Source organism: Pseudomonas sp. NFACC02 (genome assembly GCF_900110765.1).
GTDB lineage: Bacteria > Pseudomonadota > Gammaproteobacteria > Pseudomonadales > Pseudomonadaceae > Aquipseudomonas.
Genome location: NZ_FOEO01000071.1, coordinates 1 through 14,016, shown reverse-complemented (window position 1 = coordinate 14,016; position 14,016 = coordinate 1). Strand labels below are relative to the sequence as shown.

Sequence of the window (14,016 nt, the reverse complement as noted above, 5' to 3'; positions counted from 1 at the left end):
CGCTGGAGGATCGAGCTGTTTTTCAAGTGGATCAAGCAACATCTGAAACTCAAACGCTTCTATGCCTTCTCCGAAAACGCCGTGCGCCTGCAGATCTACAGCGCCTTGATCAGCTATCTGTTGTTGCACCTGTTCCACCGCCGCTCAGGGTTTCAGGGCTCGTTGTTTGAGCTGACGGTTCGTATCGCTTATGCCTTGCATGAACGGCCTGCTACCCAGGAATTCAAAGACCGACGACGACAGGAACAGGATCAGTTGAAGGCTGCTCAGGGCAGCCTTCAACTATGAAACATATTTACCGGACACTAGTGATGGCGGCGGTGGGCGTACCGATTACCGTTATTTCCTGACCGAAGACCGCGCCATGGGCTACGCCCGTGAAGCGCTGCGCCAGGCGCTGGTCAACCTGGAAGCCGTTCCCGCCCCGGCCGGAACGCTGCCTGTCGTGCTGGGTTCCGGCTGGTCCGGTGTGCTGCTGCACGAAGCCGTGGGCCACGGTCTGGAAGGCGATTTCAACCGCAAGGGCAGCTCGGCCTACAGCGGTCGCATGGGCGAAATGGTTGCTTCCAAACTCTGCACCATTGTCGATGACGGCACACTGGCCGGTCGTCGTGGCTCACTGAGTGTCGATGACGAGGGCGTGCCGACCGAGTGCACCACCCTGATCGAGAACGGTGTATTGAAAGGCTACATGCAGGACAAGCTCAACGCGCGCCTGATGGGCGTCGCGCGCACCGGTAACGGCCGGCGCGAGTCCTACGCGCATCTGCCGATGCCGCGCATGACCAACACTTACATGCTCGGCGGCCAGAGCGATCCGGCGGAAATCATCGCGTCGGTGAAGAAAGGCATCTACTGCGCCAACCTCGGCGGTGGTCAGGTCGACATCACCAGTGGCAAATTCGTGTTCTCCACCAGCGAAGCGTATTTGATCGAGGACGGAAAAATCACCACGCCTGTCAAGGGCGCCACCTTGATCGGTAACGGTCCTGAGTGCATGAGCCGGGTGTCGATGGTCGGCAACGACCTGTCGCTGGACAGCGGTGTGGGCACCTGCGGCAAGGATGGGCAGTCGGTGCCGGTCGGTGTGGGTCAGCCGACGCTGAAGATCGATGCGATTACGGTCGGCGGCACAGGCGGGTAAGGAGCGACATTGCACCTGTAGGAGCGCGCTTGCTCTGGGCCGCATTCGGACGATAGCGTCAGGCCAGACACCTTGATGTCGACTGACACACCGCCTTCGCGGGCAAGCGCGCTCCTACAGGCGCGATACAGGTTTAACGCAGTCCGCGTTTGGTTTCGTCCAGTTCGCGGATGTATTTGAAGATTTTGCGGGTCGCAGTAGGGGCCTTGTTCTGCTTGGCCTCGTGCTGGGCCTGACGGATCAGGGAGCGCAGTTGCTGACGGTCGGCTTCCGGGTATTCATTGACGAACTGTTCGAGGACGTCATCGGTACCGGTCACCAGACGGTCACGCCAGCGCTCCAGGTTATGAAAGCGCTCGTTGTACTGGCGCGTGGAGGCATCGAGTTGATCGAGCAGGACCAGGATTTCATCCAGGTTCTGATCTCGCATCAGCCGGCCAATGAAGGAAATGTGGCGTTTGCGCGCAATGTGCGCGGTGTGCTTGGGAGCATCGGCCAGTGCCCGACGCAGCTCATCGGTCAGGGGCAGCTTGGCCAGCACATCGGGCTTGAATGTCGTCAAGCGTTCGCCCAGATCCACCAGAGCGTGCAGCTCTTTTTTGATCTGGGTTTTGCTTTTCTCTCCGTCAAAGGAGTCGTCGTAAGAATCAACCATGGGGGCCGTCCGCAAATAAACGCCGCCATGATAACCAGTCAGGGGCCAATTGTCCGGCCCAGTGGGCACTTGGTCAGTGCCGAAACCGGAATTTGATGGAGAACGTCATGAGTGCATCAGAAAGCGTCGGCCCGCAGGCCTTGCCGGCACTGCAACAACAGGTCGAGCAGATCGTCGCCGAAGCCAGGCGTCAGGGCGCGACCGCTTGTGAAGTCGCGGTGTCGCTGGAGCAGGGACTGTCGACGTCGGTTCGCCAGCGCGAAGTCGAAACCGTCGAGTTCAACCGCGACCAGGGTTTTGGCATCACCTTGTATGTCGGCCATCGCAAGGGCTCGGCCAGCACATCTGCCAGTGGGCCGGATGCGATCCGCGAAACCGTTGCCGCTGCGTTGGCCATCGCCAAACACACCTCCGAAGACGAAAGTTCGGGGCTGGCCGATGCCGCTTTGATGGCCAAGGAACAGCCGGATTTCGACCTGTTCCACCCTTGGGACATCACGCCCGAGCAAGCGATTGAAAAGGCGCTGATCTGTGAAGCCGCCGCGTTTGACGCCGACAGCCGGATCAAGAACGCTGATGGCACGACGCTCAATGTGCATCAGGGCTGCCGCGTGTATGGCAACAGCCACGGTTTCATTGGCGGTTACGCCTCGACCCGTCACAGCTTGAGCTGCGTCATGATCGCCGAGAAAGACGGCCAGATGCAGCGCGACTACTGGTACGACGTTAACCGTCAGGGCGAGCTGTTGATGGACGCCAGAGACATCGGCAAGAAAGCTGCCGAGCGTGCCGCGAGTCGGCTGGGCGCGCGCCCGGTGCCGACCTGCGAAGTGCCGGTGCTGTTCTCGGCGGAGCTGGCGGGCGGCCTGTTCGGCAGTTTCCTGGGCGCCATTTCGGGCGGCAACCTGTACCGCAAGTCGTCGTTCCTGGAAGGCGCCATCGGTCAGCGACTGTTCCCCGAGTGGATGACCATCGACGAGCGTCCGCATTTGATGCGCGCCATGGGCAGCTCGGCGTTCGACGGTGACGGCCTCGCCACCTACGCCAAACCCTTCGTCGAGAACGGTGAGCTGGTGTCATACATTCTGAGCACCTACTCGGGCCGCAAACTGGGCCTGCCCAGCACCGCCAACGCGGGCGGCGTGCACAACCTGTTCGTCTCCCATGGCACCGAAGACCAGGCCGCGCTGATACGCCGCATGGGTCGCGGTCTGTTGGTCACCGAATTGATGGGCAGTGGGCTGAACATGGTCACCGGCGACTATTCACGCGGCGCGGCGGGTTTCTGGGTCGAGAACGGCGAAATCCAGTTCCCGGTTCAGGAAGTGACCATCGCCGGCAACATGAAGGACATGTTCAAGCAGATCGTGGCCGTGGGCAGCGACCTCGAACTGCGCAGCAACATCCGCACGGGTTCCGTGTTGATCGAGAAGATGATGGTGGCGGGGAGCTGATTGCTTCCTGCGTTCAACTGCATGACCCAAAGGCCTGCCTCGTGCAGGCCTTTTTCATGCGCGTGCGCTCGGTATCTTCTGCTGAAACCTCGTGATGGCCGGAACCTGTGGGAGCTGCCGGAGGTTACGACGGTGGCGAAATCGGTACGTCTGACACACCGCTTTCGCCACCGTCGTAACCTCCAGCAGCTCCCACAGAGATTGTTGTCGTCCCTCGATTTTGCGTCCTCGCGCCAATATCGTCCCAATACCGGGGTTGTTTTGATTCTTGAACTCATTTAATAATGAATATCATTCGCTGGGTGAGATTCGTTGATGGGTGCTGCTCTGCAGAAACCGCCGTATCTGAAAACCTGGCGTGCGCTGAGCCTGTGAGCACTGCTCATTCCGGAAAAACTCACGACCGGCATATCTGACCGGCAGCGCTAACGCCTGTGGAGGGCACGCCATGGAGCATTGGAAAAGCACGATTCTGAAAGGCAATAGCTGTTTCAACCGTGGCGACCTGATCGACGCCCGAGAACTGTATCTGCAAGCCTTGGCCCTTGCGCAGGTCCTGCTTGAGCGCTGGAACGACCCCGATGAGGCGATGGCCGCGTTCGTCATTTCCCACCACAACCTGGCCGATCTGCACCTGAGCCTGCACCAGCCGGAGGAGAGCGCCGAGTACCTCTGTGCCGCGCATCAACGCCTGCTGCAGGTGATCCAGAACCCGCAACTGACGCCTGCATTGCGCCAAGCCGCGTTCCGGCATAGCCACAAGACCTACAGCGAACTGTTGGGCTTCATCAGTGAACACGGTGAATACCCACGTACCCGACGCCTGCTCAACAGCAGCGGCGAACACTCACGCTCGGCGCTTCAGCGTAATGCCGCGGCCGCCGGCACCTTGTCTTTTGGAGTCCATTGAAATGCCGTATACATTGCCTGCCTTGCCGTATGCCTACGATGCCCTGGAGCCGCACATCGATGCGCAGACCATGGAAATCCACTACACCAAGCACCACCAGACCTACATCAACAACCTCAATGCCGCCGTCGAGGGCACCGAGTACGCCGAATGGCCGATCGAAAAACTGGTCGCCCGTGTCGCGCAGTTACCTGAAAAACTGCGTCCGGCCGTGATCAACCAGGGCGGCGGTCACGCCAACCACTCGCTGTTCTGGGAGGTCATGAGTCCTGCCGGTGGCGGCTTGCCAAGGGGCGCGCTGGCCGAGGCCATCGACCAGCAACTGGGCGGTATGGACGCCTTCAAAGAAGCGTTCACCAAAGCCGCACTGACCCGCTTCGGCAGTGGCTGGGCCTGGCTGAGCGTGACCCCGGACAAGAAACTGATCGTGGAGAGCAGCGGCAACCAGGACAGTCCGCTGATGAGCGGCCACACGCCTATCCTCGGGCTGGACGTCTGGGAGCACGCCTACTACTTGCGCTATCAGAACCGTCGCCCGGAATACATCGCTGCGTTTTATAACGTCGTGAACTGGGATGAAGTCGCCAAACGCTACGCAGACGCGTTGGCTTAACGCCCAGACGAGAAGTAGACACCCTATGCCCTCGGATATCCTCACCCTCAGCAGCGTACGCCTGTTGCGTCTGGCCATCGGTTCGATTCTGTTACTGGTGGGAACGGGTTTGCTCGTCGCTCAGGGGCTCTCATGGTTGAGCCTCGAACCCCGGATATTGAGGGCGCTGGAAGGCGGAGCGCTGTGCGCCTTGGGCACCGCCCTCGGCGCCATACCGGTGTTGGTGATTCGTCGGATGCCGGTGGCGGTGTCCGACGGGTTGCTCGGCTTCGGCGCGGGCATCATGCTTGCCGCCACGGCGTTCTCTCTGATCGTGCCGGGACTGGGCGCTGCTCAAGGCCTGGGCTTCTCTGCGTGGGGCGCAGGTGCGCTCATCAGTGTCGGAATTCTCGCGGGCGCCGTGGGGTTGTTCATCGTCGACAGGCTGGTTGCCCAGGGCACGACCGGGGCGGGCGTTACGGAAAAACCGGCGATCCCGTCGAACATCTGGCTGTTCGTGATCGCGATCATCGCTCACAACATTCCGGAGGGCATGGCAGTGGGCGTCTCGGCGGGCGGCGGTCTGGCGCATGCCGACAGCCTGGCTATGGGCATTGCGTTGCAAGACGTGCCGGAAGGCCTGGTGATCGCGCTGGTACTGGCGGGAGCGGGCATGTCACGCCTGAATGCCTTTTTGATCGGTGCGGCCTCGGGGCTGGTCGAGCCGGTTTTCGCCGTGCTCTGCGCCTGGCTCGTGGAAGTTGCCGCGCTGCTGTTGCCGCTCGGTCTGGCGCTGGCCGCCGGAGCCATGCTGTTGGTCGTAATCCACGAAATCATCCCTGAATCACGCCGTAACGGGCACGACAAGATCGCCAGTTTCGGGCTGCTGGCGGGCTTCTGCCTGATGATGGTGATGGATACGGCGTTGGCCTGACACCCGCCTGGATTAAAGGCATTGTCAGCCGCCACGTGCTCTCTCGCGCTAAAAACCCTTATAATCCTGCGCCTATTCCAACCTGATGCGAGATCCGCCGTGAGCTTACCGCCGTGCCCAAAATGCAGTTCCGAGTACACCTACGAAGACGGCACTCAGCTCGTCTGCCCGGAATGCGCCCATGAGTGGTCCGCCGATGGCGTCGCCGAGGCGAGTGATGACGTCAAAGTCATCAAGGACGCCGTCGGCAATACGCTGCAGGACGGCGACACCGTCACCGTCATCAAGGACCTGAAAGTCAAAGGTTCCTCGCTGGTGGTCAAGGTCGGCACCAAGGTCAAGAACATCCGTCTGGTCGACGGCGACCACGACATCGACTGCAAGATCGACGGCATCGGCGCGATGAAGCTGAAGTCGGAGTTTGTGAAGAAGGGGTGATGCTCGTTTCATCACCGCATGAACCCTGTGGGAACGAGCTTGCTCGCTAAGGCGGCATTTGCGGTCGACGGTTATTAGTCGGCGGCGCGTCAGTTCGCGAGCAAGCTCGCTCCCACAGGGAACCGCGTCAGCCCGCTGGGCCGCCGCCCATCAACTCGGCAAATTGATCCCGAACGTATTCTCCCCGTGCTCACTGCGCGCAAACACGGTTCCGCCGTGCATCAAGGCAATCGCTTTGACGATGGCCAGCCCCAGGCCATGATTGGCGCCGCTGTTGCTGCGTGACGCATCCACCCGATAAAAACGCTCGAAGAGCTTGGGCAGGTGTTCGCCGGAAATCTGCGCGCCGGGGTTGGTCACACTGATGCTGACGTGATCGCGTTCATCTTCGATGTCCACATGAATCACCTGCCCGGGCGAGGTGTGTTGAACCGCGTTGTGCAGCAGGTTGATCAGCGCGCGTCGCAAGTGGGCCTTCTCGAACGGCACTTGCGCATCGCCACGCACCTGAACCTGGACCTGCGCGTCTTCGAGAATGAAATCCAGATAATCCAGCGTCGTTGCGACTTCCTCCGCCAGCGAAGACTGAGTCAGTTCGGTGGCTTTGCTGCCCTGATCGGCGCTGGCCAGGAAGAGCATGTCATTGATGATCGAGCGCAGCCGTTCGAGCTCTTCCAGGTTCGATTGCAAGACCTCGAAGTAATGCTCGGCGGAGCGTCCACGGGTCAGCGCCACCTGGGTCTGGCCGATCAGGTTGGTCAGCGGCGACCGTAACTCGTGGGCCACGTCGGCGTTGAACGATTCCAGGCGGGAATAGGCCTGCTCGACGCGCTCGAGCGTGGAATTGAACGAGGTCACGAACTGGTCCAGCTCAGGCGGCAGCGGTGATAGCTGTAAACGCCCGGACAAGCGTGGCGGCGCCAGTTTTTGCGCCTCCAGCGACAGATCGAGCAAGGGCTTGAGGCCGATGCGCGCGACCCAGTAACCCAGCGCCGACGCCAGCGCGATACCGACGGCGGCCAGGCTGATCAACGCGATCAGCAACGAATGCTGGGTCTGCCAGAACGTCTCGGTGTCGATGGCAGTCAGAAAACGCAGCGGTGGCCGTTGGTCCTTGGCCGGAAACTGGCTGACCAGCACTTTGAACGGGTAGTCGCGATCCTTCAGTTTCAAATCACGCATGCCCAACGGGCCGTTGGCGAACGCACGAATCTGCGCGTCGGGATTGCCGAACTCATAGGTCGGGTTGTCGCTCACCACCCAGAACCGCAACCGTTTGTCCTCTTCGCTGAGCAGCCTGAGCTTGGCGTTTATCTTGACCCAGTGCTCGGGCGTGCCGTAACGCTGCACGGCGGATTCCAGCACGCTGTAACGCGCGTCCACCTCGGCTTCCGGCAGCAGACCCAGCCCCTTGTCCACTTGCAGGTACAAGGCCCAGCCGATCAGCAGGAACACCAACAGCGCCACCAGCGCGAACATCCCGCTCAGGCGCAGGGCGATGGAGTTAGTCGACACGGCGGCTCTCCAGCACGTACCCCATGCCCCGAATCGTGTGCAGCAGCTTCTGTTCGAACGGGCCATCAAGCTTGGCGCGCAGGCGTTTGATCGCCACCTCGACAACGTTCGCGTCGCTGTCGAAGTTGATGTCCCAGACCATCTCGGCAATCGAGGTCTTGGACAGGATCTCGCCCTGACGCCGGGCCAACACACTGAGCAGCGAAAACTCCTTGGCCGTCAGGTCCAGGCGAGCGCCGGAACGGGTGGCCTTGCGACTGATCAGGTCGATCCACAGGTCGGCGACGCTGATCTGCACTGGCTCATGGCCGCCGCTGCGGCGGGTCAAAGCCTGCAAGCGGGCGACCAGTTCCAGGAACGAAAAGGGTTTGCCCAGATAGTCGTCGGCGCCCTCACGCAGGCCACGGATGCGGTCATCGACGTTTTCCCGGGCGGTGAGCATGATCACCGGCGTCTGCTTGCGCGCTCGCAAGGCGCGCAGCACGCCGTACCCGTCCAGGCCCGGCAGCATGACATCCAGAACGATCACGGCGTAGTCGCTTTCCAGCGCCATGTGCAGCCCTTCGATGCCGTCCCGGGCAACGTCCGTGGTGTAACCCTGTTCCGTCAGACCGCGATGCAGATAGTCGGCGGTCTTCTCTTCGTCTTCGATAATCAGGACACGCATCGGTCCACGCTCACTTATTCGATTCTGGCTGTCGGGTGCTTACTTTTCAGCCACCAGCATCGCCGTCGGCTTGTTCTCCGTCGGTGCGGGCGGTGGCGTGGCGGTCGGGTGCCGGCGGTGAAACAGTCGCTCCAGTTGCAGGTAGATCACCGGCGTTGTGAACAGCGTCAACGCCTGACTCACCAGCAAACCACCGACGACCGCGATGCCCAGCGGTTGACGCAGCTCGGCACCGACACCATAGCCGAGCATCAGCGGCAGTGCGCCCAGCAGCGCCGCCAGGGTGGTCATGATGATCGGCCGGAAGCGCGTCAGACACGCCTCATAAATGGCGTCCTGCGGGGACAGGCCACGCTGCCGCTGCCCTTCGAGGGCGAAGTCCACCAGCAGGATGCCGTTTTTCTTGACGATACCGATCAACAACACGATACCGATCAAGCCCATGATCGAGAAATCCTGTCCCATCAACCACAGCAGCAACAGCGCGCCGATGCCGGCCGAGGGCAGGGTGGAGATGATCGTCAGCGGGTGCACGAAGCTTTCATACAGCACGCCCAGAATGATGTACACCGCCACCAACGCCGCCAGGATCAGCCAGGGCTGGTTGGCGAGCGAGCTCTGAAACGCCTGCGCGGCGCCCTGGAAGTTGCCGATGATCGAGGCGGGCATGCCGATCTCGTTCTTGGCCTGATCGAGCAAGCGCACCGCGTCACCCAGCGCGACACCTGCCGAGAGGTTGAATGACAGGTTGGCGGCCGGGAACATGCCATCGTGGGCGATCGACAAAGGCCCCATCTTCGGCGCACCGACCTTGGCGAGCGCCGACAGCGGCACCATTTCGTTGGTCAGCGGCGAGCGCAGATAGAAGTAGTTCAGGCTCTCGGCTTTGCCGCGCTGCTGCGGTTCAAGCTCCAGAATCACTTTGTACTGGTTGATGTCGGTCTGGTATTCGTTGATCTGGCGCTGGCCGAACGCGTCGTACAGCGCCTGATCGACATCCGCCGTGGTCAGCCCGAAGCGTGCGGCGGCGCTGCGGTCAATGTCCAGATGCGTCACGCTGCCGCCCAGTTGCAGGTCGTTGGACAGGTCGCGGAAGGCGGGAATCGAACGCAGCTTTTCCGTCAGTTTCTGCGTCCACTCGTTCAGCAGTGCGCCATTGTTGCTTTTGAGCACGTACTGGTACTGCGCACGGCTCGGCCCGGAACTCAGGTTGATGTCCTGACCCGCGCGCAGGTAGAGGACGATGCCTGGAATTTTTGCCAGCTTGGGCCGGATGCGATCGATGAACTGACTGGCCGATACATCGCGGTCGCCGCGGTCTTTCAACGCAATCCAGACCCGGCCGTTGGCGATGGTCTGGTTGCTGCCGCTGACGCCCACCGAGTGAGAGAACGCTCTGACGGCCGGGTCGGCGGCGATGATTTTCGCCAGTTGTTTGTGTTTCTCGACCATGTCGGGGTACGAAATGTCCGCCGCCGCCTCACTGGTGCCCAACACCATGCCGGTGTCTTGAACCGGGAAGAAGCCTTTGGGGATCAACACATAACCGGCCACCGCGAGAACCAGCGTCAGGCCGAAAATGCCGAGCATCAGGCGCTGATGGGCGAGGGCGAAACGTACGCCACGGGCGTACTGCGCCAACAGTTTTTCACCGAAGCCGGGGTTGGCATGTGCGTCATGTTTGGGCGCACGCATGAACAGCGCGGCCAGGGTCGGTGCCAACGTCAGGGACACCAACACCGAAATCAGAATGGTGGACGTTGCCGTCAGGGCGAACTCCTTGAACAGCCGCCCGACGACGCCGCCCATGAACAGCAGCGGAATGAACGCCGCAATCAACGAGAAGCTGATGGACACCACGGTGAAGCCGATCTCGCCTGCACCCTTGATGGCCGCGTCACGCATGCTTTCGCCCGCTTCGAGGTGTCGGTGGATGTTCTCCACGACCACAATGGCGTCGTCGACCACAAAGCCGACGGCCACCACAATGGCCACCAGCGTCAGGTTGTTGAGGCTGAATCCAAGCACGTACATGAGGGCAAAGCTGGCGACCAGGGAAACGCCCAGCACGGCTGTCACGATCAACGTCGCCGAGAGCTGACGCAGGAACAGCGCCATGACCGCGATGACCAGGATGATGGCGATCATCAAGGTCATTTCCACTTCGTGCAGGGACGCGCGAATGGTTTTGGTCCGGTCGCTGAGCACCGTAACGTCGACCGAGGCCGGCAGCATTGCCTGTAATCGGGGCAGTTCGCCGAGTACGCGGTCTACGGTCTCGACGATGTTGGCGCCCGGCTGGCGGAACACCACGATGTTCACGCCTTGCTGATCGCCGGACCAGGCTTTGACGTAGGCGTTTTCGGAGCCGTTGATCACCCGCGCGACATCACGCAGGTGAACGGGGGCGCCGTTCTTGTAGGAGACGATCAGGTTTTCGTAATCTTTGGCTTGAAACAACTGGTCGTTGGAGGCGAGGGTCGAAATGCTGTCTTTGCCATACAGCGCACCCTTGGCCAGATTGAGACTGGTCTGCTGCAACGTTCCCCTGAGGTCCGCCAGGGTCAGTCCGAGGGAGGCGAGCTTTTCCGGTGCCGCCTGAACGCGAATCGCCGGGCGCTGCTGGCCAGTGATGCTGACCTGACCGACACCGTCGATCTGGCTCAGCTGGCGTGCCAGCAGGGACTCGGTAATGTCACTCAGCTCGGTACCGGGCATCAGGCTGGAACTGATGCTGAGGATCAGTACCGGCGTGTCGGCCGGGTTGAGCTTGCGCCAGGTCGGTGCCGTCGGCAGATCGGCGGGCAGCCGGCCCGACGCCGTATTGATGGCCGCCTGCACTTCCTGAGCCGCCGTGTCGATGCTTTTGTCCAGCGTGAATTGCAGGGTCAGGTTGGTGGAGCCCAGCGCACTGCTCGACGTCATCTGGGTCACGCCGGGAATGGCACTGAATTGCACTTCAAGGGGCGTGGCCACCGACGACGCCATGGTTTCCGGGCTGGCGCCGGGCAAGCTCGCCGACACCTGAATGGTCGGGAATTCCGCTTCCGGCAAGGGCGCGACCGGCAGACGAGGGAAGGCGATACACCCCAGCAGCACCAGCGCGAAGGTCAGCAGAACCGTGGCAATCGGATGATTCACGCACCAGGCGGAGATCGAACCGTGGCCCTTCATTTCGCCGCCCCTTTTGCACTGCTGGCAGCCGCCAGCGTATCAACGGTCTGCGCCGTGACCACTTCGATGCTCGATCCGTTCTTGAGGCGTGACTGACCGTCGCTGACCAGGACGTCGTTGACGTTGACCCCGCTGATCAACATCAGGTCGCTGTCCTGGTACTCGACTTTGACGAGAACCACTTCGACCTTGTCGCCTTTGACGCGGTACACATAGTGCTGATCGATGCCGCGCTGTACCACTTGTGGCGGTACCTTCAGCGCATTGCGATCGAGGGCGGTCTGGATACGCACCGTCACGAGCTGGCCGGGCCAGAGTTTTTCAGCGGCATTGTCGAACGTGGCCTTGGCGCGAATGGTGCCGGTGGCGGCCTCGACCTGGTTGTCGATCAGCGACAGTTTGCCTTCGCCCAGCAGCGTGCCCGTAGCGCCCTCGCCAAGATAGGCATTGACCGGGGCAGGCGTCGTCGAGGCGAGCAGCTCGTGCAGGGTAGGGAGCATCTGTTGCGGAAGGGAAAACTCGACCGAGACCGGGTCGATCTGAGTCACCGAAAACAGGCCGATGGCATCGCTGACCCGCAGGAAGTTGCCTTCGTCGACGTTGCGAATCCCGACACGACCGGTCACCGGAGAGCGGATCTGGGTGTAGGAAAGCTGCACTTGTGACGCATTGATCGAGGCTTGATTGCCCAGCACGGTGGCCTTGAGCTGGTTGACCAGAGCTTGCTGCTGGTCGTATTGCTGTTTGGAAATGCTGTTATCGACGGTGAGTAACTTGTAGCGCTTGAGGTCCACTTGAGCCATGTCCAGTTGCGCCTGGCTCTGACTCAGTTGCGCCTTCGCCTGCTCCAGCGCCGCGCGTATGGAGCGGTCATCGATGGTCGCGAGCAAATCCCCCCGTTTGACCTGTTGCCCCTCCTTGACGAACAACCGGGTCAGGATGCCGTCCACCTGCGGACGAATCACCACACTTTGCAACGACAGCACCGAGCCGATGCCGGTGACGTAGCGCGGCACGTCCTCCTCGACCACGTTGATCACCTGAACCGGCACGGGCGCAGGGACGTTGACCTTCTTCTCGGCCGGGCGAGTGGAGACCCCGATGCCGACCGCAATCAGCAACGCCAGTCCGGCAACGGCAATCACGGAGTTTCTCTTTTTGTGCATTCAGGAATAACGCCAGCGAAAGGGTGGAGGCAGGTCATGGAGAGGCTCCTTTATAACCCCTGGACCCGGTCAGCAAAATGACTGCTACCTGTCAATATTGTCAGTTGGAATAGGGCGGAGCATGAAGTGGCGTAAAGAAACGGCGCAACAGGGCGATAGCCAGAGAGAGGGCACCGTTTTCTATCGTCGGGATCTGGCTTGATAGCGTCAGTTCCGACATCGATTCCTGTGACCGCTGGCTGTTCCTGGCTCGACGTCTAAAAGCGGGCCTTCACTGCGGAGTATGGCGATGAACAGTAAAAAGGCAGTCTCGGTGTTTTGTTCGTTCGCGTTGGTGGGGGCCTGGGTTCTGGCCGGACCGGTCGCTTCGGCGGCAGAGAGCGCTCTGAGGTTTCAAGGCAGGATCGTCAATGCGGGTTGTGACGCGAGGGTGCTCGATGCAGCCCGGCAGACGGATACCGTCAAGACACTGAAGGTCAACGAGAACCTGACAGTGGAACTCACCCCGCGCGACGACGCCTGTGGTGGGAAGCGGGTGCCGGTGTCCGCAGTCTATGTCGAACGCCCATCGATTATCGCGGGTGAGCGCATTGGTGTTGTGACGTTGAATTACCAGTAACGGTATGCGTTGAGCGGGTTGTACTTAAACGCCACCCTGGTCGCGTGCGGCCTCCGGCCAGAATCAACGGCAGGCGGCATACCGTCGGATCGCGATCCTGGATTTATCGAGACACTGCCTCTGCCCGCAGTGCAGGTTCGGTCAGGCACAAGCTTGCTTCTGCCCGCCGGGCGTAGGAGCGCGGCTTGTCCCGCGATCTGCCGGGAACCGGCAGCAAACCCGGTGCATGCGGAGTGTCAGGCATAACCGGGTCGCCTGATGTTGCTACCGCTGCGCGGCAGATCGCGAGCAAGCTTGCTCCCACGGCCTCCGGCCAGAATCAAGAGCCGGCGGCATACCGTCGGATCGCGATCCGGGGTTTAGCGAGACACTGCTTCTGCCCGCAGGGCAGGTTCGGTCCGGCACCATCTTGCTTCTGCCCGCAGGGCGTAGGAGCGTGGCTTGTCCCGCGATCTGCCGGGAACCGGCAGCAAACCCGGTGCATGCGGAGTGTCAGGCATAACCGGGTCGCCTGATTTTGCTGCCGCTGCGCGCCAGATCGCGGGACAAGCCACGCTCCTACAGTTTCGGCGTGAATCAGCAGCATGCGGCATACCGCAAGATCACGATCTTGGGTTTATCGAGACACTGCCTCTGCCCGCAGGGCAGGTTCGGTCCGGCACAATCTTGCTTCTGCCCGCAAGGCGTAGGAGCGCGGCTTGTCCCGCGATCTGCCGGGAACCGGCAGCAAACCCGGTGCATGCGGTGT

12 protein-coding genes and 1 pseudogene are annotated in these 14,016 nt (G+C 61.4%); 8 read left to right on the top strand and 5 right to left on the bottom strand.

The features are described from left to right. Positions 1-288 (top strand): transposase (locus tag BMY73_RS27140; protein WP_139214291.1); only part of this gene is annotated, 288 nt, incomplete at its 5' end. A 25-nt stretch (positions 289-313) separates the two neighbouring features. Beyond that, a pseudogene (locus BMY73_RS27135) lies at positions 314-1,144 on the top strand (metallopeptidase TldD-related protein); the annotation flags it as partial. Between the two features lie 133 nt (positions 1,145-1,277). On the opposite strand, the gene yjgA reads toward BMY73_RS27135, so the two are convergent. Continuing rightward, a complete protein-coding gene (gene yjgA, locus BMY73_RS27130; protein WP_074755982.1) occupies positions 1,278-1,799 on the bottom strand; it encodes a ribosome biogenesis factor YjgA in 522 nt (173 codons plus the stop codon). Positions 1,800-1,906: 107 nt separating this feature from the next. On the opposite strand from yjgA, the gene pmbA reads away from it, so the two are divergent. From pmbA to BMY73_RS27105, 5 genes are all read left to right on the top strand, one after another. Next, a complete protein-coding gene (gene pmbA, locus BMY73_RS27125; protein WP_092410980.1) occupies positions 1,907-3,253 on the top strand; it encodes a metalloprotease PmbA in 1,347 nt (448 codons plus the stop codon). Between the two features lie 448 nt (positions 3,254-3,701). Beyond that, on the top strand, positions 3,702-4,163 hold the full coding sequence (locus BMY73_RS27120; RefSeq protein ID WP_062388585.1) for a hypothetical protein: 462 nt from the start codon (positions 3,702-3,704) through the stop codon (positions 4,161-4,163). Position 4,164: 1 nt separating this feature from the next. Further along, positions 4,165-4,776 (top strand): superoxide dismutase, encoded by a 612-nt coding sequence (locus BMY73_RS27115; RefSeq protein WP_092410978.1) that lies wholly within the window; start codon positions 4,165-4,167, stop codon positions 4,774-4,776. A 25-nt stretch (positions 4,777-4,801) separates the two neighbouring features. Then, positions 4,802-5,689, top strand: a complete 888-nt coding sequence (locus BMY73_RS27110) for a ZIP family metal transporter (RefSeq protein ID WP_092410976.1) — start codon at positions 4,802-4,804, stop codon at positions 5,687-5,689. A 99-nt stretch (positions 5,690-5,788) separates the two neighbouring features. Beyond that, on the top strand, positions 5,789-6,127 hold the full coding sequence (locus BMY73_RS27105; protein ID WP_175500254.1) for a zinc ribbon domain-containing protein YjdM: 339 nt from the start codon (positions 5,789-5,791) through the stop codon (positions 6,125-6,127). A 150-nt stretch (positions 6,128-6,277) separates the two neighbouring features. On the opposite strand, the gene BMY73_RS27100 is transcribed toward BMY73_RS27105, so the two are convergent. From BMY73_RS27100 to BMY73_RS27085, 4 genes are read right to left on the bottom strand one after another with little or no spacing between them, the layout of a single operon-like run. Beyond that, complete coding sequence (locus BMY73_RS27100) at positions 6,278-7,642, bottom strand: heavy metal sensor histidine kinase (protein WP_092410974.1); 1,365 nt, start codon at positions 7,640-7,642, stop codon at positions 6,278-6,280. Then, entirely contained in the window at positions 7,632-8,309 is a 678-nt protein-coding gene (locus BMY73_RS27095; RefSeq protein ID WP_092410972.1) for a heavy metal response regulator transcription factor, read from the bottom strand. The genes BMY73_RS27100 and BMY73_RS27095 overlap by 11 nt, the downstream gene beginning before the upstream one ends. Positions 8,310-8,348: 39 nt before the next feature. Beyond that, on the bottom strand, positions 8,349-11,483 hold the full coding sequence (locus BMY73_RS27090) for a multidrug efflux RND transporter permease subunit (protein WP_092410970.1): 3,135 nt from the start codon (positions 11,481-11,483) through the stop codon (positions 8,349-8,351). Further along, on the bottom strand, positions 11,480-12,649 hold the full coding sequence (locus tag BMY73_RS27085) for an efflux RND transporter periplasmic adaptor subunit (RefSeq protein ID WP_092410968.1): 1,170 nt from the start codon (positions 12,647-12,649) through the stop codon (positions 11,480-11,482). Before BMY73_RS27085 ends, BMY73_RS27090 begins: the two co-directional genes overlap by 4 nt. 289 nt (positions 12,650-12,938) lie before the next feature. Between BMY73_RS27085 and BMY73_RS27080 the strand changes: the two genes are divergently transcribed. Further along, entirely contained in the window at positions 12,939-13,268 is a 330-nt protein-coding gene (locus BMY73_RS27080) for a hypothetical protein (RefSeq protein WP_092410966.1), read from the top strand. Positions 13,269-14,016: the final 748 nt, after the last annotated feature.

Coding starts and splice junctions, on each gene's coding strand:
- yjgA (WP_074755982.1), bottom strand. CDS start 1,799: ATGGTTGATTCTTACGACGACTCCTTTGACGGAGAGAAAAGCAAAACC.
- pmbA (WP_092410980.1), top strand. CDS start 1,907: ATGAGTGCATCAGAAAGCGTCGGCCCGCAGGCCTTGCCGGCACTGCAA.
- BMY73_RS27120 (WP_062388585.1), top strand. CDS start 3,702: ATGGAGCATTGGAAAAGCACGATTCTGAAAGGCAATAGCTGTTTCAAC.
- BMY73_RS27115 (WP_092410978.1), top strand. CDS start 4,165: ATGCCGTATACATTGCCTGCCTTGCCGTATGCCTACGATGCCCTGGAG.
- BMY73_RS27110 (WP_092410976.1), top strand. CDS start 4,802: ATGCCCTCGGATATCCTCACCCTCAGCAGCGTACGCCTGTTGCGTCTG.
- BMY73_RS27095 (WP_092410972.1), bottom strand. CDS start 8,309: ATGCGTGTCCTGATTATCGAAGACGAAGAGAAGACCGCCGACTATCTG.
- BMY73_RS27090 (WP_092410970.1), bottom strand. CDS start 11,483: ATGAAGGGCCACGGTTCGATCTCCGCCTGGTGCGTGAATCATCCGATT.
- BMY73_RS27085 (WP_092410968.1), bottom strand. CDS start 12,649: ATGCACAAAAAGAGAAACTCCGTGATTGCCGTTGCCGGACTGGCGTTG.
- BMY73_RS27080 (WP_092410966.1), top strand. CDS start 12,939: ATGAACAGTAAAAAGGCAGTCTCGGTGTTTTGTTCGTTCGCGTTGGTG.